Source organism: Aliiglaciecola sp. 3_MG-2023 (assembly GCF_030548205.1).
GTDB lineage: Bacteria > Pseudomonadota > Gammaproteobacteria > Enterobacterales > Alteromonadaceae > Aliiglaciecola.
The window spans coordinates 1-21,596 of sequence record NZ_JAUORV010000024.1 but is presented as its reverse complement, the minus strand read 5'-3'; the positions used below and the strand labels follow the sequence as shown (position 1 = coordinate 21,596).

Genomic DNA, 21,596 nt, shown 5'->3' with positions numbered 1-21,596 from the left:
TTTTATCTAAATATACGAAACAAGCTGCTTTTTTTGATTTGTTCTATTTTATTGATAATTTTAGTCGCAGTATATATTGGGCTGTCTTCATTAAACTCGGTTACTCAGGAGTATTCTGCCACCGTTAATCGAGAAGTAACTAATATTACCGAAGTCTCTGCGTTAAATGTGCGCTTTAAAACACAAGTTCAAGAATGGAAAAACACCTTAATAAGAGGCAAAGACCCAGAGCAGCTTGAAAAATATTGGGGAAGGTTTGTTCAAAATGGACAAACTATTGTCGCCCAATACAGTAATATTTTAAACAATATGTCAGAGCAACATCCTGCATACAGTCATGTTAAAGACTTTTCGGTGAGCTACCCTAAAATGCTGCTGGCATATGAGTCTGGTTATGATTCCTTCTTAACTTCAGGCTTCGATATTGCCGTTGCGGACAACAGTGTAAAAGGCATAGATAGAGCACCAACTAAGAGCTTAAATAACGCAGTTGAAGCAACTAATCAATACGTTTTAGGTTTGAAAAAGCAAATTGAATCCCGCGCCAGTTCAGTGTTTATTTATACCAATGTGATCATAATCGTAACGATTTTAATCTGTATTTTAGCGGTGTCTTGGTTTATTAATGCCAGCGTGCTTACACCGTTAAATCGCTTAACGGATGTTTCAAAACAAATTGCAGCGGGGGATTTCACCGGTCAGATTGAAAGTACTACTCGAGATCAAATTGGTCGGGTAACTGATAATGTAAAGCTCATTCAAAATGACTTGAGCAAAATGTTAAGTCGCATTCTTGGCGAATTGAAAGAACTCGGTGAAATCATCAATGACTTGGTTGAGGCGTTTCAAACCGTAAAACATGGTCTGAAGAGCCAAGTTGATTTGACTCAAAAAACCAGTGACCGTGTTGAGCAATTAACTCAAACTGGAATTGAAATTGATGGAGCCATTAAAAAAGCATCAGAATTTGTTGCTGCATCTACTAAGGAAGCTGACCAAGGTCGAATGGTGTTTAAACAAAACGTGACGATTAGCCAAAGCGTGATGGACGCGACTAATTATGCGTCGGATATTATATCGACACTGAAAAAAGACTCTGATGACATAGGCGATGTGGTAAATGTGATTAATAGTATTGCCGATCAAACCAATTTGCTGGCATTAAACGCTGCTATTGAAGCTGCTAGAGCTGGTGGTGCGGGCAGAGGTTTTGCGGTTGTGGCCGACGAAGTACGTACTTTGGCAACGAAAACTCAGCAATCGACGCAACTTATATCACAAAATGTACACAAGCTACAAAATGCAGCGGATGAAGCTGTTTCTGCCATGGCTGAAGGTAAAATTCAAGCCGCTGATGGACTTCAACAAACACAGTCTTCGTTAGAAATTATTGATGCTTTAAGTCAATCTTTTAGCAAAATTCACGATTTGAACTTGCAAGTGCAAGCTGCTGTTGAGTTGCAACAAGGTCAAAACACCAACGTGAATAATGATATCTCGGAAATTGTTGGCTTGAGCGAAAGCTCGCAGTTAGCAGTCAACCGAATGGAAGGCGCGTCAAAAGTACTGTCATCTATTTTTGAAAGTATTCACCTAGCGACCCGAGACTTTAAAACTAAAAACGAACAATAAATTACTTATGAGATGTTTATAGGTTTCTTAACGAAATCTACCTTTCTAATATGGACAGGCATCTTTTTAGGTTGTGGTGATAAAAACTTAATATTTTTTAGTGAGTACCAACAAAAAACTATAATCGGCTGTTATTTTAGATAAATGCATGCAGCGATTCGATATCTGCGTTGGGTAAGTGCTTTTGAAATGAATTTAGTACGAGGCTAAACCTGCTTCTTGTGAAAAAATGCTTGAAATGAAAAGTGATTCAGAAGGGCGTTAACCCAAAGGTCCTAATATGGACAGGCATCTTTACTCTAATATGTACTAATATGATATGATATGGACAGGCATCTTTTTAGGTTGTGGTGATAACAACTTAATATTTTTTAGTGAGTACCAACAAAAAACTATAATCGGCTGTTATTTTAGATAAATGCATGCAGAGATTCGATATCTGCGTTGGGTAAGTGTTTTTAAAATGAATTTAGCGCGAGGCTAGGCCTGCCTTTTGTGCAAAAAGATGCCTGAGATGAAAAGTGATTTTAAGAGGAGGCGTTAACCCAATGAACTCGTTTGCCGACGCTTTCGTTTGTAGTGCTTTAAAGTGTCTGTTTGTCCGGCTGCCACACTAAAAATTGTTTCAAAGGTTAAAAACATATCTTGCCAGGTGTGTTCGTTGAATCCTAAGCGTTGCAATATGGGCGATTCATACATATCAATTGCACCTCGTTGTTCAGGATTGATTCTGCGACCCGATAGGTCCACTAATTTTAGATAGTCGACTAAATCGAAAGTTAACCCTAGCGATTGTTTCTGCATTGAGTTACCGACAAAGGGCATTAAGGTAGAGGGTTGATAACCGTTCTTAAAATCATGAATGCGACGCTTTATACTGGTGTGGTTAGATGATTCTGGGGTGGTTGCCATTTTGGCCCGTATTGGATTTAAATCTACGTACACCATACATGCAGCTAAAGCATGCTCATCCAACAGGGCTTGTGACTTGAATCGCCCTTCCCAAAAATGCCCCGTACAGTTATCTTCCTGGTTTGCTTGTCGGGCAATAGGCTCATTCAATTCTCGCATAAACCAGCTGATATCGATTAATCGACTTCGATAGACGGATAAAGTGGATTGGAGTGTCATGTGTTCAGCCTCACTGAGCTCTGCCTCAATCAGCTCAGTAGCTTGCTTAGATGTGAACTTCTGTGAAAGCAGAGTCCCTTTGTGAAGCTTATGCCAGCGCTGAGCAACCTCTTTATCCGTCCAATGTTTTGCTTTGTCAGAATTAACATGTAACACCACATGAGTATGATTACTCATTACCGCATATGCACACACTTCAATGGCAAAGACCGTGGTCAAAAATAACAATCTGTCTTCTACCCACTGGCGACGGTGTTCATAACTTTTTCCAGTCAGTTTATCTTCGCCGCACAAAAAAGCCCGACGAACACAGCGGGATATACAATGATAATAAGGGGTGTCTGAAAGACTGATTTGGCGCTTCCGTGGCAATGGCATAATTCATTCCTTGAATTAAGAATACTTAAGCATAGTTGATGTGGTTAACCTTGTAGTCTAGTTTGTGGCTGTCCAACACTAGTTAACCCAACTAAATTTAGTAATTATCGGTAAATGTTCTGATACTTTGGAAAAGCCTTTTACTGGGATCCCCAAATTCTTCCGCTCTTGGGGTGAGATGTCTTCTGGATCAAAAATATATCCTTTATCCAACTTTAACGCTTTTGGACTATAAATGACGAAATCCATTACTCTTGATGGGAATTGCGTTCCGCGTCCGTCCCAAGTCCATGTTTGCTTACCATCAATATGCATGAGATCTGCCGCAATAAGACCGAAGTGTGGCTTTTCATAGGGGCCCGACACGATAATTAGCGGCTTAACCGTACTAACCAAGTTAAAATCACCCGCTATAATAATGGCATCAATTTGAATTCGCGCAATCACGCTTCTTATGATATTTCTTATTTCCTTGGCTTCAATTCTGCGCTTATCTTCTTCCCAGCTACTCGGATCGCTACCACAGCATTCTAGGTCAAGAGAAACAACCAATAATCGTTTATCTCCATCACTAACAATAGCCCCATTTACTGGGATGCCAGAATCTAACTGACTTGAATACTTTATCTCACCAGCTTTTATGATCCGCTTTTTCAACCGTAATTTTTCAGATTCTGGGTAAGGCACTATCCTAGAAAATTCAGGCAAAACTTCGATAGGTAAGCGGCTTGCTATAACGTTTCTTTGCCTTCCGCCACTTAACCCAATACTAATGAACCAATTATTTTCAGTAGTAATATTGGAATTTGGTAATACCTTTTGTAGTTGAGACTTAGTGGTTTGATTAGAAACTTCATCTAGCAACAATAAATTTGCTTTTGATTTTTCTACCAAAGCCTTAAATAGATAGGGTTCCTTAAAAAATGCATCTCCCGATACATTCCAAGAAAACACATTGATATCATCTGTCACAATATGCTGATTTAAGTCTTCAAATAGTGTGATATCCAAAGTAGTTGTATTTGTATGCGCAGTCATTTGGGCGGCGCTCAAAGTTACCTGCATGCCAAAAATCAACGTCATCAAAGTTTTCAACATAGGGATTCTTTATTTGAAATGGTTTCTATAAATATAACACAACAAATTTATTTCACAGCCGACGTTGATGGTTATGAGGACGGCTAAAGTGAGCCTAGTAAAACTGAATAATATGACTTACATGTGACTTAAATGGACAGGCATCATTTTAGGTAGTTGTTTTTCGTAAGGTCAGGTCTGTGGCTGTCCATGCCAATTGATTTGTGGCTGTCCATGCCAATTGATTATTAGTGCCTGTCCATGCTAATTCTTCTGTGGATGTCCATGCTAATTGTGTGGCTGTCCATGCTAATTCCCTAATTTTGCTGTGGCTGTCCATGCTAATTAAGTAATGATATACCACAAAAAAGCCCGCGAAATGCGGGCTATCAATTAGCGTGATGATATTTATTTAACGTCGACGTCTTGTGATAATCAATCCAAACAAACTAAGTGCCATCAGAGCAATTGTTGAAGGCTCCGGTACAGTAACCTGCGCAGTATCACGAACATAAAAGGTTTCCCAAACACCATCGAGTGAACCAATATCTAATCCATTAGTAATACGGCCTGCTGCTGCATCATTGAGATCAACATGACTAAAGTTACTCCAGTATTCAGATGCAAACCGGTAAGTAGAATGATCGCTGTAGCTAGCGACGGGAGTAACAGCAGCACTGCCTATAACAAAGTCTGTCCAATCTGGACGGATTGACCAATCTACCTGAGTGGCAAAACGCCATCCTTCACTAGCCCGATAACTAGGAGCATAGATGCTACCTGGACCGAATTCTTCTGGTGCTACTGGGCCTGCATAAACCCAATCCAAACCAGTTGAATTGAAGTTAACGAGTATTACTTCATCAGGAATAACTGTATTAAAATCAATTAACACTGCATTGGCAGCCGTACTAGATAGTATTAATCCAGCAAAAAGGACATTTTTAATATATTTAAGCATTTTAGTTCCTTATTATTATTTTTGATTTACAAATATCTAATTCGAGTAGGCAAGAACCGAACCATTTAGGTAGGTGTTTGTTTTTAATGATGAAAAAATATTACCCTTGAAATTTTTGTAAAAAACACCGACAAATATTTAAAGGCGTTGATTAGCCGTCAACGGCGCATTGTGTGTGAAATTCAAAAACTGAAAGTGATGCAGACGGTGCGTATCTTGCTATTGTCTTGCTTTTGTAAGGTAAGCAACTAGGCTACGTTCGTTTATGAAATAGTCTATTGACACCTGTATCACCAATATTCATTGGTAATCAAACTTATGTATTTAATTTTCATTTTTTGATTCCGCCAACAAAAACCTCACTAGAGTTTTTCCTGCATCGCTTATGTGGGTTTCTAAAAGGTTTTTAGCATGCTCGGTATTTTTGTTCTCTATTGCTTTGAGTATGTTGTAGTGGTCTTGTTGACTGGTTTTCAAGTAATTCAGCTGTTGGTTATGATAACCAATATACCTGCCACACAATTGATGCAAACTAGCGATTGTACTAAACAGAGTAGGTCGGTTTGCTTGCTCATAAAGACAGGAATGGAATTGCCAATTCAGCTCTCCGTGTTCTTCGATACTCAGTTCTTCTTGCGAGTCAATTATGTGTAAATAGTCCGTCGCCTTACCAATTACTTGTTGGTTAATGTTGGGGATAGCATATTCCAAAATCAGCGGTTCGAGATATTTGCGCATTAAATATAAATCTTCTGCTTCGGTGGCGTTAAGCATCGGGATCATCACCCCTCGCTTGCCACAGGTGGTTAGCCAACCTTCATTTTTTAATCGTTGTAGCACATCTCTTATGGGAATACGGCTGATATTATAGCGCTGTGAAAGCATTTCTTGTTTGAGTGCCTGTCCAATGGGCAACTTGTTTTCCTGTATATCCAATTTAATTTGATTGTAGAGTATCTGTGCTTGTTGTTTTGACATCTTAATTACACTCTTTTACTTAGATGCAAAGCTAACATTCCCACCAAAATGCCCCAAAACGCAGAAGCTATACCGAAAAAGCTTATACCTGAAGCAGTCATTAAAAAGGTAAGAACGGCAGCTTCTCTTTCTCGATCATAATCCAAGGCTGTTTTTAGACTAGCGGCTATGGCTGCTAGCAGTGCTATCCCTGCCAAACCGGCAATTAGTGCCTGTGGAAAAGCTGCAAATAAGCCCACAACCGCAGTCCCAAAAACTCCCGCTAATATGTTGAAGGCACCCGCAGAAATACCTGCGACGTAACGTTTATCTGGAGAAGGGTGAGACTCCTCATTGGTACAAATAGCGGCGGTGATGGCGGCGATACTAAAAGTGAAACCACCAAAAGGAGCAAATAGAAGCGTGGTGATTCCCGTCGTGGTAAGGAGCGGCGAAATTGGTTGTTGCTCATATCCGCTGCTCTTCAATATGGCCACCCCAGGTAAGTTTTGAGAGGTCATGGTCACAATAAATAATGGTAAGCCAACGCCGATTATTGAAGCCAATGAAAAAGTAGGAGATACCCATTCAGGTGTTGCAAATTCAAATGAAAGGTTCTGGGTTTGAATGGTTTGATTGAAAATGCAAAACGTTAATCCGGTTAGTAACACTAAAGGGATCGCATACCTCGGAATAAATCGTTTAGCCAGCAAGTAGACCACTAACATGGTGATAATTAATGCCGGTTGTTGCTCGATAGCGCCAAACAATCCAAGACCAAACTGCACTAAAATACCCGCTAGCATGGCGGATGCTATTGATATTGGAATGAGTCTAACCAGTTTACTGAAAATACCGGTTACGCCGACTAAGGTAATCAAGACACCCACCGTTAGAAACGTTCCGGTAGCGGTGGCTATATCATTATTCATAACGGCAGTTGCAAGTAATGCGGCACCAGGGGTAGACCAAGCAATAATCAATGGGCGTTTGTACCAAAGAGATAGTCCTAGTGTACTGAACCCCATGCCTACCCCTAAAGCCCACACCCAGGATTCCAGTTGTTGATTGTTTGCCCCTGATGCAATGGCAGCTTGAAAGACGATTGCCATGGCGCTGGCAAACCCAACTAATACAGCAATAAAGCCAGCGATGACGGCAGATAATGAACTGTCGTTGATGATTTTTTTCAACATAAATGTATACAATTTTAAAAATGTATACATTTTATACGTGAGTTTTGATCATAATGGAAGTCGAATTTAGTACTTCTATAAAAAATAACGTTATGATTGCAGTCATTTAGATAGACTATTCTGATTATCGTCCGTCATAGCGAATAAGTCGCGTAAGTGGGCCACATAAAAGCCGCCCTGAAAACACACTCAACATAACCGAGTTAAAAAATAAGGTTGTCATTGATCATGCAAATACAAAAAGAAACCGTCGATTTACACACCGCAACGGGCACAATGCGGTGTTATCTTTATCGTCCATGTGACGAGGGCGTGTATCCGTCCATTATTTTCTATTCAGAGATTTTTCAGCAAACGGCACCCATCAGCCGATCTGCAGCCATAATGGCGTGTCACGGTTTTGTCGTTATCGTTCCTGAGATTTTTCATGAGTTGAATCCCCTTGGAACCGTTTTAGAGTACGACGATCTTGGTAAAGATAAAGGTAATCAAGATAAGAGCCAAAAATCTTTACTTGACCACGATACGGATACAGAGGCTATGATTGATTTTATTAGGACAGCCACCTATTGTTCCAACGAAATAGGCGCTATGGGTGTATGTATCGGTGGGCATCTAGCGTATCGCGCTGCACTCAACCCCGCCATAAAAGCCGCATTTTGTTTGTATGCTACGGATATCCATAACAATGCATTGGCTGCGGAGCCGGAACAACAAAGCCTGGCTAGAATGGCAGACATTAAAGGCGAAATTCACTTTATTTGGGGCAAGCAAGATCCCCATGTACCTAAAGAAGGCAGATTAACCATATACAAGCAATGCTTAGCCACTGGGATTAATTATCAATGGAGTGAAGTCAACGGTGTGCACGCGTTTATGCGAGACGAAGGTGATCGTTACGACGGTGCATTAGCACTACAAATGTATCAGCAGGCGGTTGGGTTATTTCAGCGAACACTAAATTGATAGCTATTCTGGGGTTGTTTTTCTGCTATAAAATTTAGATACTCAAAGGGTACTTTTTTCCGTTTTGTACTTTTGTAACGAGCAGTTTCGATTTGCCTCTCTGCGCTGCTTAATTTTATCAAACTCACAACACAAAAAGAGATGACAATGTCGCAAGCTATATGGATCCAAGCTCTCAAAACCGTGCCTCAGATTGATAAAACGTGTTGGGATGGGTTAAACCTATTAACTAAATGGCTGGTGGCGAGTCGTTTCTCTGTCACTATCATGAGTTTTACCTCGGCCATTATCGGCATTTTGTTGGCATTGAGTACTGCTACAGTAGATTTGGGTTTAGCTGTGTTATGTATTTTAGGTTTAGTGTTAGCCCATGCCACCAATAACTTGCTAAATGACTATACTGACTCTGCAAGAGGGGTAGATAAAGGAAATTACTTCCGCACTCAATATGGTACTCATGTGCTTGAAAGTGGACTTTTAACTAAAAAGCAGTTGCTGCACTACATCATAGCTACTGGTGCGTTAGCCCTTCTATGCGGGGCCCTTATCATTTATATAAGAGGTGTTGATGTATTGTGGTTAATGCTAGCAGGCGCATTTTTTGTGCTGTTTTATACCTGGCCATTGAAGAAACTTGCCTTAGGTGAACTGTCGGTATTGGTTGTGTGGGGGCCGCTAATGGTAGGTGGTTCTTATTATGTTAGCAGTGGGCAGTGGAGCCTAGCTGCCATGTTCATTGGTACTTTATATGCCTTGGCACCTACGGCTGTTATTTTTGGCAAACATATCGATAAAATCCATATGGATAAAAGCAAGGGGATCTATTCATTACCAGTATTGCTAGGTGCTAGTCACGCTAGAAAAGCCGTGCAAGTGATGTTGTTATCTCAGTATTTGTTAGCCACCTATATTTATTTTGAAGGGTATATTGGTCTCAGTATTGTCGTTTTACTTTTAACTTTACCCACTCTCATCCAAACACTTAAGGTTTTTAATCATGAGAGGCCAGCAGAGATGCCCGCCGGCTTTCGAAAAGAAGTCTGGCCCTTGTGGTTTGCGCCTAACGCATTTCAATATACACGCAGGTTTAGTTTGTTGTTCTTGGTGATGTTAATACTGGAAAATATTATCGCAGCTGTGAATCCATAAGCGGTGCATCAGCTAATTATACCGGTAAACCAAATGCCTAAAGTTAGCAGGCTAATCAATCCAGCGAGCCCATAACAAATCACTTTAATGAGTCCATGTCGTTGTACTTTCAAATCGTGTAACCCATGGCGAATACGGTGGGCAGCATGAAACCCAGGTAAAATAATAAAGGCACCGCTAAACATCAGTCCCCAAAAACCAAAAAACCAATTATGAGCTTGCGAATAGCTAAAGTCGATCAGTCCTAGGGGTTGTAGAAAACCAAAAAACAGTATTGCTGTGGGGATAAATACAGCAAAACAAACCCCTCCAGCGCTAAACAAGGCCCACCAAACAGGTTCACTGCTGCGGTGGTTTTTTTTAGGTTTGATAGTCATGTTTTCGGTTGTTCGATCATTCATAGCTTCCCCCAAAATAACCAAGAAAATAACACCATTACCGATAGTACGGCTGCCCACTGTCCCGCTATCAACACATTGGCTGGCACGCTTATGTGACCCATACGTATTGGCATGACTCTGGGAAATAACTGAAAGAAAGTCCATGCGTGAAATAAGCTAGCAAAGAAGGCTAAAAGGTTTACTGCTAATACCCAAGGTTGCCCCATTGCAGTTTGCCAGTGGTTCCATTGACTTTCACCTTGCCACAAACAATAAACTCCCGAGACTAAACACAAAATAAAAAATGTCAGGGGTAAAACAGTCGCCTCGCGTAACATATACGCTTTAAACGCATTGTGTTTTAACCACCAGGTTCGAGAAAGCGTAGTGCGGTAAGTCATAAATTCCCCTTAAATAATTGGATAATCATATCTTTAGCTGATTCAACTTTGGATTGATTGACTGCCGCGGCAGGATCCACTTTTTTCGGACAGACCTCAGAACAAAAACCCACAAACGTGCAGCTCCATGCGCCTTCTTCAGTATTTAATAAAGGCATTCGCTGGGCTTTTCCGTGATCCCGGCTATCTAAGTTATAACGATGTGCCAATGTGATGGCTGCGGGACCTAAAAATTCAGGGTTTAGGCCAAATTGTGGGCAGGCGGAATAACACAATCCACAATTGATACAGTCAGAAAATTGTTGGTATTTGGCCATTTGCGTAGGCGTCTGTTTATTCGGTTCAGTAGATAGACTATCGTCACTAATAAGATAAGGCTTTACTGCTTCAAGATGGGTTAAAAACACATCCATATCCACAATTAGATCCCGCTCTACAGGTAAATGAGCTAGAGGCTGGAGGGTTATATTCTCTTGGTAGTCACGTAAAAAGGTCTTACAGCCCAGTTTTGGCTTTCCATTAACCATAAGCCCACATGATCCACAGATAGCCATCCTACAAGACCACCGAAAACTTAATGAAGGATCTAACTCTTCCTTAATATAATTGAGTGCATCGAGTACCGATGTGCTGTCATCTGCAGGGATGTCAAATTGTTGAACGAAGGGGATCTCTGAGGATTCAGGCAGATAGCGAGTGATGTGAATTGTTTTCATGATGAAACTCCTTTGCCTGCATCGCCGTATGCCCTGGTCGCCGGCGGTAACAAGGATATATCAACGGGCTGCCAACTGAGATGTGCATCACCATTGGCTTGATGGTAAACCAAACTATGTTGTAGAAATTGTTCATCGTCGCGGGTTGTACACCCTTCATCAAGGCGCTGGTGGGCACCTCTGGATTCCCGGCGCTGCAATGCCGCTAAGCAGGTTGCTTCCGCCACATCTAGACCAAATCCCACCTCAATACATTGTAAAAGCTCGGTGTTATATCCTAAGCTTTTATCCTTTAAGCTAATCTGTTGATAGCGAATTTTAAGCTCACGTATGGTATTCAACGTACTTTGCATTCCAGCTTGTTCACGATAGATTCCGCAACCCTCCTCCATGGATTTAATTAACTGCCGTTTAATAGCGACCCAATTTTCTCGACCTTGTTGATTGCGCAATGTGTTTATACGTTGTTGTTGCGCTTGAAAATGCTCTTCTAGATCAGCTTTTGGCGTGAGTTCTTGCTGTTGACTGAATATAACGGCTTGTTCGCCTGCTAAACGGCCAAACACCAATAGTTCACTGAGGGAATTGGAACCTAAACGGTTTGCTCCGTGGAGGCCAACAGAAGCACATTCCCCAGCGGCAAACAGTCCTTTTATCGATGTTTCGCACTGAGCGTTAGTGGTGATTCCGCCCATGGTGTAATGCACAGCCGGACGCACAGGTATGGGTTCTTTGACGGGATCTACATTGACATAGGATTTTGCCAGCTCACAAATAAACGGAAGACGTTCGTGTAAATAAGCTTTTCCTAAGTGTCGCAAATCTAAATAGACCACATCGCTGTCACCGAAACGACCAGTCCGTCCAGCCTGCTGTTCTTGCCAAAACGCCTGTGACAGTTTGTCTCTGGGTCCCAGCTCCATATATTTATTTTTAGGTTCACCCACGGGTGTTTCGGGTCCCAAACCGTAATCTTGTAAGTACCGATAGCCCTGATTGTTGAGCATTAAGCCACCTTCCCCCCGGGAGGCTTCGGTTATTAATATTCCTGAACCTGGCAGTCCGGTGGGATGATATTGTACAAATTCCATATCGCGCAGTGCCACACCTTGGCGGAAGGCTAGTGCCATACCATCGCCAGTGACAATGCCACCGTTAGTATTGAAACGAAATAGTCTGCCGGCTCCACCGGTGGCTAAAATAACGGATTTGGCACGAATAAGGTGTAATTCACCTGTGGCTATCTCTAACGCTACAATGCCAGAGATTTGTCCATTATTGACTAACAAGTCGAGCACAAAAAACTCATCAAGACGCTGAATCGCATCATAACGCAACGACGTTTGAAATAATGTATGTAACATGTGGAAACCGGTTTTATCGGCGGCGAACCAAGTGCGCTCTATTTTCATGCCGCCAAAACGACGAACTTGCACAGAACCATCGTTTTTGCGGCTCCAAGGACAGCCCCACTGTTCCATTTGCACGAGTTCTTGATGGGCATGCCTTACAAAGTAATCAACAACTGATTGCTCAGCTAACCAATCTCCCCCTGCGACTGTGTCTTCAATATGTGCAGCAAAACTATCATCGTCACGGGTGACTGCTGCAGCGCCTCCCTCCGCTGCAACGGTATGGGAACGCATAGGATACACTTTGGATACTAAACCAATACTAAGATCACAGCCTGTTTGCTGTGCCTGTTGAGCTGCGGCAATACTTGCTCGCAAACCAGCCCCGCCACCTCCAACAATAAGAACGTCATAATCTTTATATTTCATTTGGTCCCATTCCTTTGTGTATTTATCATTCAAGCCAAAACACACTTTCGCTTAGAAATGATAAGTGTGGGTAGATAATATAACCATAAAGATACCAAGGTTAATACTGTTAAACGACCAATTAATGACCTTGATCAATGAAATCTGCTTTGTGCTGCCTAGTTTTGATTGGAGGAATATTTTTCAACTGCGTTATCGTTTATTCTAATAAGTAGCTTATTTGACAAATACTTTGGGGAAAACATGAACAACCAATACCAACAAGTGTATGTATGGAGTCGGTATTTAAGACTCTTTCATTGGATAAATGTTTTAGCAATTACAATACTACTGGGGTTAGGCTTAATAATTTTTAATGCGAAAACGTTGGGCGTAAGTGTTGATGGTAAAATTCTACTTAAAACCCTGCATGTCATTACCGGGTATGTGTTTGCGATCAATTTGTTGTTAAGGCTAGTGATGGGCTTTTTCGGCAAAGGTTACGAGCGCTGGAAAAAAACCTTACCCTTTACTAAAGGTTTTAGCCAAGAGTTGGCTGAATTCAAACAGCAACCCCATAAAAAATACAAGGGGCACAACCCTCTCGGAAAGTTGATGGTGGGGGCATTATTATTGTCAATGTGCATTCAAATGATCAGCGGTTTAATAATCGCCGGTACGGATATTTATTATCCACCGTTCGGCCAATATTTTGCGAAAAGTATTGCCATTGATAGCAGTAAACTTGATCTCATTGAGCCTTATTCTAAAGAAAATGTTGATGATCAGGCCTACTTAGAGATGCGCGATATTCGAAAACCATTTATCACTGCACATGTTTATGCTTTTTATACCTTGTTATTCTTGATCCCGTTGCATATCGTTGGGGTGATAGTTGCCGAGCGTAGAGAGAAAACGGCGTTGGTTTCCGCTATGATAAATGGTTATAAGTACATTCCGAAAAAAGACAATAGAGATGATTAACTAATACCTGTATACCCAAATTAAAAATATACACCACAGCCAGTATAGGTTGAGTTTAGCTAGTGTAAAAGGGGAGGGCTTTAGCTAAAGCCTCAACTCATTTTCTTTAACCAGTTCAGTGGAGCTATACTCAGAATTGGCCGGATGACTGCCCAAGGCCAGCTTGGCACATAGCTGTTTGCCCCTTCTTTTTCGATAGCTTTTACCATTGCCTTGCAGCCTGTTTCGGTATCTACAATAAAGGGGACTTTTTTCACTTTTTCGTTAATTTCACTGCGAATAAAACCCGGGTGTACAGTAGAGACCTTAATAGGGGTATCCATGACATCAATTCTCATTCCTTCGCTAAGCGACGTTAGTCCGGCCTTTGTGGCGGCATAAACGTTCATAGCTCTTCTTGCCCCGCGAAGGGCACTTATGGATGATATTGTGACTAAATGACCTGCATTTTGTTGCCTAAATATTGTCATTGCCGCTTCACACTGGGCGATAGCGGATACAAAATTAGTGATGGCTGTCTGCTTATTGGCGTAGAAATACCCTGTACCAATTGGAGCACCTTTTCCCATGCCCGCATTTACGATAACCCGGTCTAGCTGGCCAAACTCTTGATGGAATTCGTTAAATACGTTGAATACTTGCTCATGGTCATCTACATCTAAAGATTTAATGGATACTTTAATCTCAGGGTTGATGCTGAGCAATTCTAGTTTCAACTCATCCAAACGCTCAATGCGCCGAGCACATAGGGCTAAGTTTCTGTTCATTTTAGCAAATTCAATGGCCATCCCTTTACCCAAGCCTGAGCTGGCTCCGGTAATTAATATGTTTTTTCTGCTCATCATTGGGCTACGCTTTTAAGTTTCATGTTTGAAAAGTTATTTATAGGTAATCAAAGATTTATGTTCACCTTCGAAATGACTGTGATCGTTTAAGGTAGATAGAAACACTCTAGATTGGGTATGAATTAATTTAGTTATACCACAATTGACTAAGGTCCAATTTACTTGCATTACATTGTCAGCGGGAACCCCTAACAAGTATTGACTAATCACTGAAATGGGGCCGCCAGAGGTGAAAATAGCTACTTTTTTGGCACCTTTTGCTTTGTCTAACACATTTTCTAGCGCCCCTTTTACACGATTCAGGTATTGCTGCCATGACTCAACATATTCGTTACAATGTTGACCTGACATCCAGCGGTTCATGGCATTATTGAATAATTGCTCAAAGGCTACTTTGGGATTTTGCTGGGCTAATATCCAGTTTTTAACGGAAGGTGCATCAGCAAATTCTGGCCCCATTTGGGCAATGATGTCGTTATGATCGTATTCGTTCCAATTGGCATCGATATTCCAGTTTGATTCATCAACAACGGAAGACATCGCGGATAAGCAATTTTGCAAGGTTTGTTTATGCCGCAACATGCTGCCTAAAAAAACGTTATCAAATTTGCCAATCCGAGTCTGCAGTGAATGACCTAACAGCTTAGCTTGCTGATGTCCGATATCCGAAAGCTTATCGTAATTTTGCTGGCCAAAAGAAGCTTGGCCATGTCTAATTAAATAAATGGCTGTCAAATTTTATCCTACTAAATCGTTGTTCAAAGTTTCAGGTAAGCTTACTTGTTTACATACTTTTTCAGCTCTATGCGAGTCACCATACCCTGATGGACTTCGTCTGGGCCATCTGCAAGCCTCAGTGAACGCGCGCCTGCGGCAAATCGGGCGAGAGGGAAGTCACTGCACATACCCGCGCCACCATGGAACTGGATAGCCATATCAACCACATTTTGCAGCATTCTAGGCACAACTACTTTTATCGCCGAGATTTCTGTCATGGCATTCTTTACTCCTACTGCATCTATTTTCCACGCTGCGTTTAACGTTAGCAGGCGAGCTTGATCTATTGCCATGCGTGCTTCTGCAATGCGTTCTTGATTACCGCCTAACTTTATCAGTGGTTTGCCAAAGGCTTGACGTGCCTGTCCACGTAATATTGCTAGTTCAAGGGCTTTTTCGGCCATACCGATTGCACGCATGCAGTGATGTATGCGGCCAGGACCAAGTCTACCTTGGGCAATGGCAAAGCCTTTACCCAAGCCCATAATGATATTTTCTTTAGGTACGCGAACATTGGTAAAGTGCATTTCACCGTGACCATAAGGTGCATCGTAGTCGCCATAGGCGGTTAACATACGTTTAATTTCGATGCCTTTACTGTCAAGGGGCACTAACACCATGCTGTGCTGCGCATGTCGTTCATTTTCAGGATTAGATAACCCCATAAAGATAGTCACTTTAGCATTAGGGTGACCTAATCCCGTGCTCCACCACTTTTTGCCATTAATCACAACTTCATCGCCGTCCAGCTCTATGGTTGCAGCCATATTGGTTGCATCCGAAGATGCAACTTCAGGCTCAGTCATACCAAAAACAGAGCGGATTTCACCAGCTAATAAAGGCGTTAACCATTGTTGTTTTTGGGCTTCAGAACCAAAATGATAAAGTACTTCCATATTGCCAGTGTCTGGGGCATTACAGTTAAAAATTTCAGGGGAGAACGGAACGCGCCCCATTTCTTCCGCTAAAGGGGCGTATTCTATGCAGCTTAGTCCTTTGCCTAACTTTTCGTCGGGTAAGAACAGGTTCCATAATCCTTGCTCACGAGCTTTGATCTTTAATTTTTCGACTTCGGGGTGAAGCTTCCAGTTCTTCCAATCGCCAGCGGGATTCATTTCTTCCATTTCAGCGTAGATTTTGCTCTCTATGGGATAAACATGCTCTTGCATAAAGGCTTTCACCTGAGAAAGATAATCTTGTGCCTTTTGACTGTGTTCGAAATGCATAATGGTCTCCGAATAATTAACTTAACATCTAGCATAACCATAGTTGTTATCTGAATGAAATGAAATATACTTAACGGCTTGTATGAATAATATTCATGGTGTTTTGTGGCGGAAATAAAACAAATTCAACGACTAGATTTAAACTTACTGAAAGTATTTGAGAGTTTATATCTGGAACAAAATATGACTAAAACCGCAGAGAGGATGAATATCACTCCTTCTGCGGTGAGCCATGCGGTAAAGCGACTAAGGGATTGTCTGCAAGACCCCTTATTTGAGCGCAGTCAAAATAAAATGGTACCCACTCCTGCTTGTAAACGCATGGCACCGTTAATCATTGATAATCTAAGCCGCCTACGACAAATTTTGCAACAGTGGGGAGAATTTGATCCCTTAACGAGCAAACATCATTTCCGTGTTGCTATGCACGATGCCCTTGAACCAACCATCTTACCAAGTATCGCCAAAGTGCTGTTTGAGAAAGCGCCGAATATCACATTTGCGAGTGTTAAAGTAGAACGAAACCAGCTGGCTAAGGGATTAACTTCGGGGCAGTTTGATTTAGCTTTTGATATTGCCTTGCCGCTGAAACCGCCAATCCGCCATGAAAATGTTCGCAACGATAAATTTATTGTTTTAATGGACAGATCTCACTTTTTACTGAAAAATGCGGGCTGTGCAAAACTGCCCATTACACATGAGCAGTATTTTAAGGCGCAACATATTAGCGTTTCCCATCGTCCAACGGGGGCGGTGTTAGAAGATTTTATGCTACATCAGCAAGGGTTTACCCGCACCGTATCGGTTCGTTGTCAAAACTACTATGCAGCAAAAGAAATTTTAAAAGGTTCGCCGTTTTTACTTACCTTACCTAGCTCTTTCGGAGCTCAATTGGTGGATGACGATTTAGTGACTGTGACGCTTCCTTTCGATATGCCACCTATATCTACTCATATGTATTGGCATCAAAACACGGAACAAGATTCAGCGCTAAGTTGGTTTCGACAAGCACTACACAAGATAATGGTAGATAATCATCAACAACAAACCCAAATGCCGAGCTAAGAATAACTTGAAGGTATCTCTACAAAACCTTCCAATTATAAATGAATGAAGAATAAGGCAGATGACTTAACTTATTCTATAAGCAGGTAGTTCGACTCCATCTATGTTGATACCGCGCATTTTAAGTAATCCTAAATACCGTTCTTCACCTGTGCTGGAAAATTCAAACGAAAACTCGGTGTACCAATCGAGCTTGGCTTTGTGAAAAATTACTTTAGTTTTACTACGGGCAATACTAATTAATTGCAGGCCATTCGTTTCGCAGTACTTATCTAAATACGCTTTAGCTTGCTCTGATATTCCACGTATTCGCCAAAACTGAAAAACAATTGCAGCAATAATAAAAAGGACCAATATATCGGTAAGATTAAAATTCATTCATTAGTCCTAGCTTTTATGGGCTGAAAATAAACGGCCAACGGCGGCAGATAATGTGTCAGATTTACTTGGGTTGCGTAACATGGCTAAAACCTGTTCTCGTAAATCCGGTAGTTGCACTAAATCTTGAAAAATTCCCAAGAATAAGTCGAAATTGGGATCTGCTTCTGCCACTTTTTCGAAAAACTTAAGTAACAGTTCCGGTGTTGACAGGTAGTGCCAAAGGCGGCCTGAAATAATCACCAATATATTGTGTCTCTTCGACAGGTTACTTTCCAAGGTCTGGGTAAGTAGTGCCAACACCTTGTCTGAATCAGCCGTCTGAGATAGAGAACGCAGGCCATGTTGCCATTTAACTTCATCTTCTGAATGTTGGTTCATCCACGATAAAATGGTGTGCATACAAGTGTCAGGTAAGGGGTAATTTTCCATACTGATGAGTAACTGACATTGTACTTGTTCCGGGAAGTGAGAAAAATGTCGACATATACTGTTATGTATTTCCGCTGCATCTATATCGGCAACTAGATCTGTTAAACCTTGCAGTGCGATGCTCTGCCAATCAATTACCATTGGTGAGTTAATGTAGGCTTTAGCAGCTTCAAAATATTGCGATTTACCTAAGGATAAAACACCTCTACTTTTACTATTGAAATCGGCGATTTGATTTTGATTAGGAATAAAAGAGTAGGGGTTATCTGGTAGCTGACCATTTTTCTTATCGGCGTTTTCTAATTCAGCCCCTAAAGCATCAACAATTATCTGTAAAAAGTGATTGCGGCAGGCTGAAACAATTAACCCATTTTCATCAGTGGGTAGCTTTACAAACCAAATATATTGTTGTTCGGAGCGAGTTTTATCCCAAAAAACGATCCCAAACCAAGCGTGCTGCGCCCGTGTGAAAGGCGGTTTAATTTGGCCGTTTTCTTGCTCTAAGAATTGTTGGCTTGGAACTTCTCGAATGGTTCTTCCCATATCGAACACGCGATAATCAGTACCTGCGTGAAGTAAAAATTCACTAATAGAAGAAATTTCGTGCTTGCTCATAATCAGTTTAAGGTAATATGTTGAAAGTGCTAAATGTGAAGTGGCAGAGTATATCTTTTTGTGTGGCTATTAAAAAGAAATCAGGCATAAATAAGCGTCTCAAAAGAATCTCGTTTAAGGTAATATTGAATAAAGAGTAATGACAATCTCCCATAATGAATTATTAAACCGACTAAACGATTTGGAAGTCGTAATGCGAAGTGAGCAATTGTGGTCGGCTAGGCAACCTTCTCCAGAAGCATTAAAAAGTGAATTACCTTTCGCCATTGACACACTCAGAATCGAACAGTGGTTGCAGTTTGTCTTTATTCCTAAAATGAAAGAATTAATTAACAGGGGGCAGATGTTGCCTAATGCATTGGCCATTTCACCCGTGCTACAAAACACGCTGGCACAAGAAGATTATCCTTTGGTAATTAACGCGATAAATAAAATCGATTTATTATTCAATGTAGGTCAGCCGTAAATATGACACTAACCATTTTATATCAAGATGAATATCTAGTGGCAATCGATAAACCCGCCGGTCTACTCGTTCATCGGAGTATGATTGACCGTCACGAAACACAGTTTGCTATGCAAATTCTGCGTGACCAGCTAGGACAACATGTTTTTCCCGTTCACCGTCTTGATAAACCCACCTCTGGCGTGTTGCTGTTCGCTTTATCCTCTGAGGTTGCCCGATCACTAACTGAGCAATTCAGCAACAAGCACATTGCTAAAACTTACTTTGCAATTGTGCGTGGCTATTGTCCTGATCGCGGCAGCATTGATTATCCGCTAAAAGAAAAATTGGACAAAATAGCTGACAAAAAAGCACGCCAAGATAAACCAGCACAAGATGCCGTGACGGAGTATGAATGTATCCAGCAGTTTGAATTACCCTTCGCTGTAGGGCGTTATCAAACTGCTCGCTATTCCCTTGTTAAATTGCATCCTTTGACGGGACGTAAACACCAGTTACGAAGACATATGGCTCATATACGGCATCCTATTGTGGGCGACACTTCCCATGGCGACGGTAAACAAAATGCGTTTATACGGCAGCAATATGCTTTTGTTGGTTTGGGTTTGACCTGCAGTGAAATGACCTTTACTCATCCAATTACACAAAATTCGCTGAAAATTTGCTGTCAATTTGATATAAGAATGGCAGGGTTAATTGAACAATGGGGCCTAGACCTCAATCAACTACAACAACTAACTGGTCTAAGCGCCAGTTAATCAATCTGAGGAACGTTTTACGATGGTAGATGTGGGAATTTTTGTGGGTTCTGTATACGGTAACGCTCAGCACGTTGCAGAGCAAGTGGAGGAAATGATTGCCGAAAAGGGACACAGCGTAGAACTTTTTATTGACGGTACCTTAGATAATTTTAAAGAAACCAAGTCGGTTCTTTTTATCAGTTCTACAACCGGCCAAGGCGATTTACCGCCAAATTTAGAATTTTTAATCATGGATTTGAAAGATACTATGCCATTGATGGAGCAAAAACCCTTTGCGGTAGTAGGGCTTGGAGATAGCAGTTACAGTGATAGTTTTTGTGGGGCAGGCAAACAAATATTTGAAGTGCTTGTTGAACTGCAAGGGCAAGCGGTTGCGGATTTGTTGATAGTTGATGTGATGGAGACTTTAGAGCCGGAAGCGGAAGTTGTGCCATGGGTAGAAAGTCTTTTGCCTAAACTAACGGCTTAAAACTCGTCGTTCCAAGTGTCATTTGGCAATAAATACATATAGGTAACGAAGCAACTTATTTTAACTTGTGAGACTGCTTCTTTACCTTTTTATCTGTTAAACAAATTCGCCCTTACAAAAATTTTACTTCTCAATAAGGCTATATTTCTAAAGTGAAATAGCTTTATACTAAATTCAACACTATTTAACTGAATAAACAATAATATATCGAAATCGCTAAAGCGGCGCAGTTTGCATATCTAACTTTAACTGGAGAATTTATTAATGACCTACGAACAAGTTAAAGCTAGGGAGTTTGCTGTGAAATCCCATGGTAATCAACGGTATGGAAAGCATCCCTATTCTTATCATTTAGATGAGGTCGCTTCCAAAGCAAAAGCATTTGGAGAGGACGCTGAAATCATCGCTTATCTTCACGATGTGGTGGAAGATACGTCTGTTACTATTGAAGATATTGAAGCGCAGTTTGGAAAATTAATTGCAGATTGTGTAGCCGTTGTTACAGACGAAAAAGGCGAAACACGTCGGGAGCGAAAAAAGAAAACCTACCAAAAAATGGCAAATGTGACTGGCGTAACGGAACTGGCGTTAATCGTAAAAGTGTGTGACCGCCTATCAAATGTAAAAAACAGCATTAAAGATCAGAATACCAAAATGTTTATCATGTACTGTCGAGAGCACGATGTATTTCGCGCATCAGCTTACCGTCAAGGGCTGTGTGATGAATTGTGGCAAGAACTAGACAAACTGATAACAACGCCTAACTAAAGCGAATACCTCAGATATTCAATTACCTCTTCCCAGCTAATGATCACTATTTATCTAGCCAAATGTGGCTGTCTATTAAAATCCGTCCCAAATCGCCGCCTCTCAA

General features: G+C 41.2%; 24 protein-coding genes. 9 read left to right on the top strand and 15 right to left on the bottom strand.

All coding sequences use genetic code 11. The annotated features are described in order from the left end of the window. The first annotated feature begins 33 nt into the window (after positions 1-33). On the top strand, positions 34-1,632 hold the full coding sequence (locus Q4574_RS20325) for a methyl-accepting chemotaxis protein (RefSeq protein WP_303477236.1): 1,599 nt from the start codon (positions 34-36) through the stop codon (positions 1,630-1,632). Positions 1,633-2,172: 540 nt separating this feature from the next. Here Q4574_RS20325 and Q4574_RS20320 read toward each other — a convergent pair. The 6 genes from Q4574_RS20320 to Q4574_RS20295 all read right to left on the bottom strand — a co-directional run bounded on the left by Q4574_RS20320 (position 2,173) and on the right by Q4574_RS20295 (position 7,332). Beyond that, a complete protein-coding gene (locus tag Q4574_RS20320) occupies positions 2,173-3,141 on the bottom strand; it encodes a transposase (RefSeq protein WP_303477233.1) in 969 nt (322 codons plus the stop codon). Positions 3,142-3,219: 78 nt separating this feature from the next. Then, entirely contained in the window at positions 3,220-4,239 is a 1,020-nt protein-coding gene (locus tag Q4574_RS20315; RefSeq protein ID WP_303477230.1) for an endonuclease/exonuclease/phosphatase family protein, read from the bottom strand. A 148-nt stretch (positions 4,240-4,387) separates the two neighbouring features. Beyond that, on the bottom strand, positions 4,388-4,582 hold the full coding sequence (locus Q4574_RS20310) for a hypothetical protein (RefSeq protein WP_303477227.1): 195 nt from the start codon (positions 4,580-4,582) through the stop codon (positions 4,388-4,390). 48 nt (positions 4,583-4,630) lie between these two features. After that, positions 4,631-5,179: a PEP-CTERM sorting domain-containing protein gene (locus Q4574_RS20305; protein WP_303477224.1), complete on the bottom strand. Its 549-nt coding sequence runs from the start codon at positions 5,177-5,179 to the stop codon at positions 4,631-4,633. A gap of 324 nt (positions 5,180-5,503) precedes the next feature. Further along, the gene (locus Q4574_RS20300) at positions 5,504-6,157 is read right to left on the bottom strand and encodes a GntR family transcriptional regulator (protein ID WP_303477221.1); all 654 of its coding nucleotides are present in this window, start codon (positions 6,155-6,157) and stop codon (positions 5,504-5,506) included. 5 nt (positions 6,158-6,162) lie between these two features. Then, complete coding sequence (locus tag Q4574_RS20295; protein WP_303477219.1) at positions 6,163-7,332, bottom strand: benzoate/H(+) symporter BenE family transporter; 1,170 nt, start codon at positions 7,330-7,332, stop codon at positions 6,163-6,165. 228 nt (positions 7,333-7,560) lie between these two features. Between Q4574_RS20295 and Q4574_RS20290 the strand changes: the two genes are divergently transcribed. After that, positions 7,561-8,298 carry a dienelactone hydrolase family protein gene (locus Q4574_RS20290; RefSeq protein WP_303477216.1) on the top strand — a complete coding sequence of 246 codons (738 nt, stop codon included), beginning with the start codon at positions 7,561-7,563 and terminating at the stop codon, positions 8,296-8,298. Positions 8,299-8,445: 147 nt separating this feature from the next. Beyond that, positions 8,446-9,447: a prenyltransferase gene (locus Q4574_RS20285; RefSeq protein WP_303477214.1), complete on the top strand. Its 1,002-nt coding sequence runs from the start codon at positions 8,446-8,448 to the stop codon at positions 9,445-9,447. Positions 9,448-9,455: 8 nt separating this feature from the next. Here the strand turns inward: Q4574_RS20285 and frdD are convergent, their stop codons facing one another. From frdD to frdA, 4 genes are read right to left on the bottom strand one after another with little or no spacing between them, the layout of a single operon-like run. After that, positions 9,456-9,848, bottom strand: a complete 393-nt coding sequence (frdD, locus tag Q4574_RS20280; RefSeq protein WP_303477212.1) for a fumarate reductase subunit FrdD — start codon at positions 9,846-9,848, stop codon at positions 9,456-9,458. Next, entirely contained in the window at positions 9,845-10,228 is a 384-nt protein-coding gene (locus tag Q4574_RS20275; protein WP_303477210.1) for a fumarate reductase subunit C, read from the bottom strand. Before Q4574_RS20275 ends, frdD begins: the two co-directional genes overlap by 4 nt. Then, a complete protein-coding gene (locus Q4574_RS20270; protein WP_303477208.1) occupies positions 10,225-10,944 on the bottom strand; it encodes a succinate dehydrogenase/fumarate reductase iron-sulfur subunit in 720 nt (239 codons plus the stop codon). The genes Q4574_RS20275 and Q4574_RS20270 overlap by 4 nt, the downstream gene beginning before the upstream one ends. After that, positions 10,941-12,725, bottom strand: a complete 1,785-nt coding sequence (gene frdA, locus Q4574_RS20265; RefSeq protein WP_303477205.1) for a fumarate reductase (quinol) flavoprotein subunit — start codon at positions 12,723-12,725, stop codon at positions 10,941-10,943. The genes Q4574_RS20270 and frdA overlap by 4 nt, the downstream gene beginning before the upstream one ends. Positions 12,726-12,968: 243 nt before the next feature. Here frdA and Q4574_RS20260 point away from each other — a divergent pair, with 243 nt between their 5' ends. Further along, a complete protein-coding gene (locus Q4574_RS20260; RefSeq protein WP_303477203.1) occupies positions 12,969-13,688 on the top strand; it encodes a cytochrome b/b6 domain-containing protein in 720 nt (239 codons plus the stop codon). Positions 13,689-13,780: 92 nt separating this feature from the next. Here the strand turns inward: Q4574_RS20260 and Q4574_RS20255 are convergent, their stop codons facing one another. The 3 genes from Q4574_RS20255 to Q4574_RS20245 are packed head-to-tail and all read right to left on the bottom strand — an operon-like array spanning position 13,781 to position 16,536. Then, positions 13,781-14,530 carry an SDR family oxidoreductase gene (locus Q4574_RS20255; protein ID WP_303477201.1) on the bottom strand — a complete coding sequence of 250 codons (750 nt, stop codon included), beginning with the start codon at positions 14,528-14,530 and terminating at the stop codon, positions 13,781-13,783. 36 nt (positions 14,531-14,566) lie between these two features. Beyond that, on the bottom strand, positions 14,567-15,268 hold the full coding sequence (locus tag Q4574_RS20250; RefSeq protein WP_303477198.1) for a histidine phosphatase family protein: 702 nt from the start codon (positions 15,266-15,268) through the stop codon (positions 14,567-14,569). Positions 15,269-15,309: 41 nt separating this feature from the next. Further along, entirely contained in the window at positions 15,310-16,536 is a 1,227-nt protein-coding gene (locus Q4574_RS20245; RefSeq protein ID WP_303477196.1) for an acyl-CoA dehydrogenase family protein, read from the bottom strand. A gap of 105 nt (positions 16,537-16,641) precedes the next feature. Between Q4574_RS20245 and Q4574_RS20240 the strand changes: the two genes are divergently transcribed. Further along, positions 16,642-17,601 carry a LysR family transcriptional regulator gene (locus Q4574_RS20240; protein ID WP_303477193.1) on the top strand — a complete coding sequence of 320 codons (960 nt, stop codon included), beginning with the start codon at positions 16,642-16,644 and terminating at the stop codon, positions 17,599-17,601. A 66-nt stretch (positions 17,602-17,667) separates the two neighbouring features. Here the strand turns inward: Q4574_RS20240 and Q4574_RS20235 are convergent, their stop codons facing one another. Beyond that, the gene (locus Q4574_RS20235; RefSeq protein ID WP_303477190.1) at positions 17,668-17,979 is read right to left on the bottom strand and encodes a DUF3301 domain-containing protein; all 312 of its coding nucleotides are present in this window, start codon (positions 17,977-17,979) and stop codon (positions 17,668-17,670) included. A gap of 9 nt (positions 17,980-17,988) precedes the next feature. Next, positions 17,989-19,026 carry a DUF3549 family protein gene (locus tag Q4574_RS20230; RefSeq protein WP_303477188.1) on the bottom strand — a complete coding sequence of 346 codons (1,038 nt, stop codon included), beginning with the start codon at positions 19,024-19,026 and terminating at the stop codon, positions 17,989-17,991. A gap of 139 nt (positions 19,027-19,165) precedes the next feature. Here Q4574_RS20230 and Q4574_RS20225 point away from each other — a divergent pair, with 139 nt between their 5' ends. The 4 genes from Q4574_RS20225 (at position 19,166) to Q4574_RS20210 (ending at position 21,490) form a co-directional block, all read left to right on the top strand. Further along, positions 19,166-19,492, top strand: a complete 327-nt coding sequence (locus Q4574_RS20225; RefSeq protein ID WP_303477186.1) for a YqcC family protein — start codon at positions 19,166-19,168, stop codon at positions 19,490-19,492. A gap of 2 nt (positions 19,493-19,494) precedes the next feature. Continuing rightward, positions 19,495-20,250, top strand: a complete 756-nt coding sequence (gene truC / locus Q4574_RS20220; protein WP_303477184.1) for a tRNA pseudouridine(65) synthase TruC — start codon at positions 19,495-19,497, stop codon at positions 20,248-20,250. A gap of 22 nt (positions 20,251-20,272) precedes the next feature. Next, positions 20,273-20,722, top strand: coding sequence for a flavodoxin domain-containing protein (locus Q4574_RS20215; RefSeq protein WP_303477180.1), 450 nt, complete (start codon positions 20,273-20,275; stop codon positions 20,720-20,722). Positions 20,723-20,986: 264 nt separating this feature from the next. Next, entirely contained in the window at positions 20,987-21,490 is a 504-nt protein-coding gene (locus tag Q4574_RS20210; protein ID WP_303477177.1) for an HD domain-containing protein, read from the top strand. Positions 21,491-21,596: the final 106 nt, after the last annotated feature.

What these genes read in the sequence shown, in the direction of transcription:
- Q4574_RS20235 (WP_303477190.1), bottom strand. Translation starts at nt 17,979, where the DNA reads ATGAATTTTAATCTTACCGATATATTGGTCCTTTTTATTATTGCTGCA.
- Q4574_RS20320 (WP_303477233.1), bottom strand. Translation starts at nt 3,141, where the DNA reads ATGCCATTGCCACGGAAGCGCCAAATCAGTCTTTCAGACACCCCTTAT.
- Q4574_RS20270 (WP_303477208.1), bottom strand. Translation starts at nt 10,944, where the DNA reads ATGAAAACAATTCACATCACTCGCTATCTGCCTGAATCCTCAGAGATC.
- Q4574_RS20230 (WP_303477188.1), bottom strand. Translation starts at nt 19,026, where the DNA reads ATGAGCAAGCACGAAATTTCTTCTATTAGTGAATTTTTACTTCACGCA.
- frdD (WP_303477212.1), bottom strand. Translation starts at nt 9,848, where the DNA reads ATGAATGATCGAACAACCGAAAACATGACTATCAAACCTAAAAAAAAC.
- Q4574_RS20300 (WP_303477221.1), bottom strand. Translation starts at nt 6,157, where the DNA reads ATGTCAAAACAACAAGCACAGATACTCTACAATCAAATTAAATTGGAT.
- Q4574_RS20295 (WP_303477219.1), bottom strand. Translation starts at nt 7,332, where the DNA reads ATGTTGAAAAAAATCATCAACGACAGTTCATTATCTGCCGTCATCGCT.
- Q4574_RS20210 (WP_303477177.1), top strand. Translation starts at nt 20,987, where the DNA reads ATGACCTACGAACAAGTTAAAGCTAGGGAGTTTGCTGTGAAATCCCAT.
- Q4574_RS20285 (WP_303477214.1), top strand. Translation starts at nt 8,446, where the DNA reads ATGTCGCAAGCTATATGGATCCAAGCTCTCAAAACCGTGCCTCAGATT.
- Q4574_RS20305 (WP_303477224.1), bottom strand. Translation starts at nt 5,179, where the DNA reads ATGCTTAAATATATTAAAAATGTCCTTTTTGCTGGATTAATACTATCT.
- Q4574_RS20225 (WP_303477186.1), top strand. Translation starts at nt 19,166, where the DNA reads ATGACAATCTCCCATAATGAATTATTAAACCGACTAAACGATTTGGAA.
- Q4574_RS20275 (WP_303477210.1), bottom strand. Translation starts at nt 10,228, where the DNA reads ATGACTTACCGCACTACGCTTTCTCGAACCTGGTGGTTAAAACACAAT.
- truC (WP_303477184.1), top strand. Translation starts at nt 19,495, where the DNA reads ATGACACTAACCATTTTATATCAAGATGAATATCTAGTGGCAATCGAT.
- Q4574_RS20215 (WP_303477180.1), top strand. Translation starts at nt 20,273, where the DNA reads ATGGTAGATGTGGGAATTTTTGTGGGTTCTGTATACGGTAACGCTCAG.
- Q4574_RS20290 (WP_303477216.1), top strand. Translation starts at nt 7,561, where the DNA reads ATGCAAATACAAAAAGAAACCGTCGATTTACACACCGCAACGGGCACA.
- Q4574_RS20255 (WP_303477201.1), bottom strand. Translation starts at nt 14,530, where the DNA reads ATGAGCAGAAAAAACATATTAATTACCGGAGCCAGCTCAGGCTTGGGT.
- Q4574_RS20260 (WP_303477203.1), top strand. Translation starts at nt 12,969, where the DNA reads ATGAACAACCAATACCAACAAGTGTATGTATGGAGTCGGTATTTAAGA.
- Q4574_RS20315 (WP_303477230.1), bottom strand. Translation starts at nt 4,239, where the DNA reads ATGTTGAAAACTTTGATGACGTTGATTTTTGGCATGCAGGTAACTTTG.
- Q4574_RS20245 (WP_303477196.1), bottom strand. Translation starts at nt 16,536, where the DNA reads ATGCATTTCGAACACAGTCAAAAGGCACAAGATTATCTTTCTCAGGTG.
- frdA (WP_303477205.1), bottom strand. Translation starts at nt 12,725, where the DNA reads ATGAAATATAAAGATTATGACGTTCTTATTGTTGGAGGTGGCGGGGCT.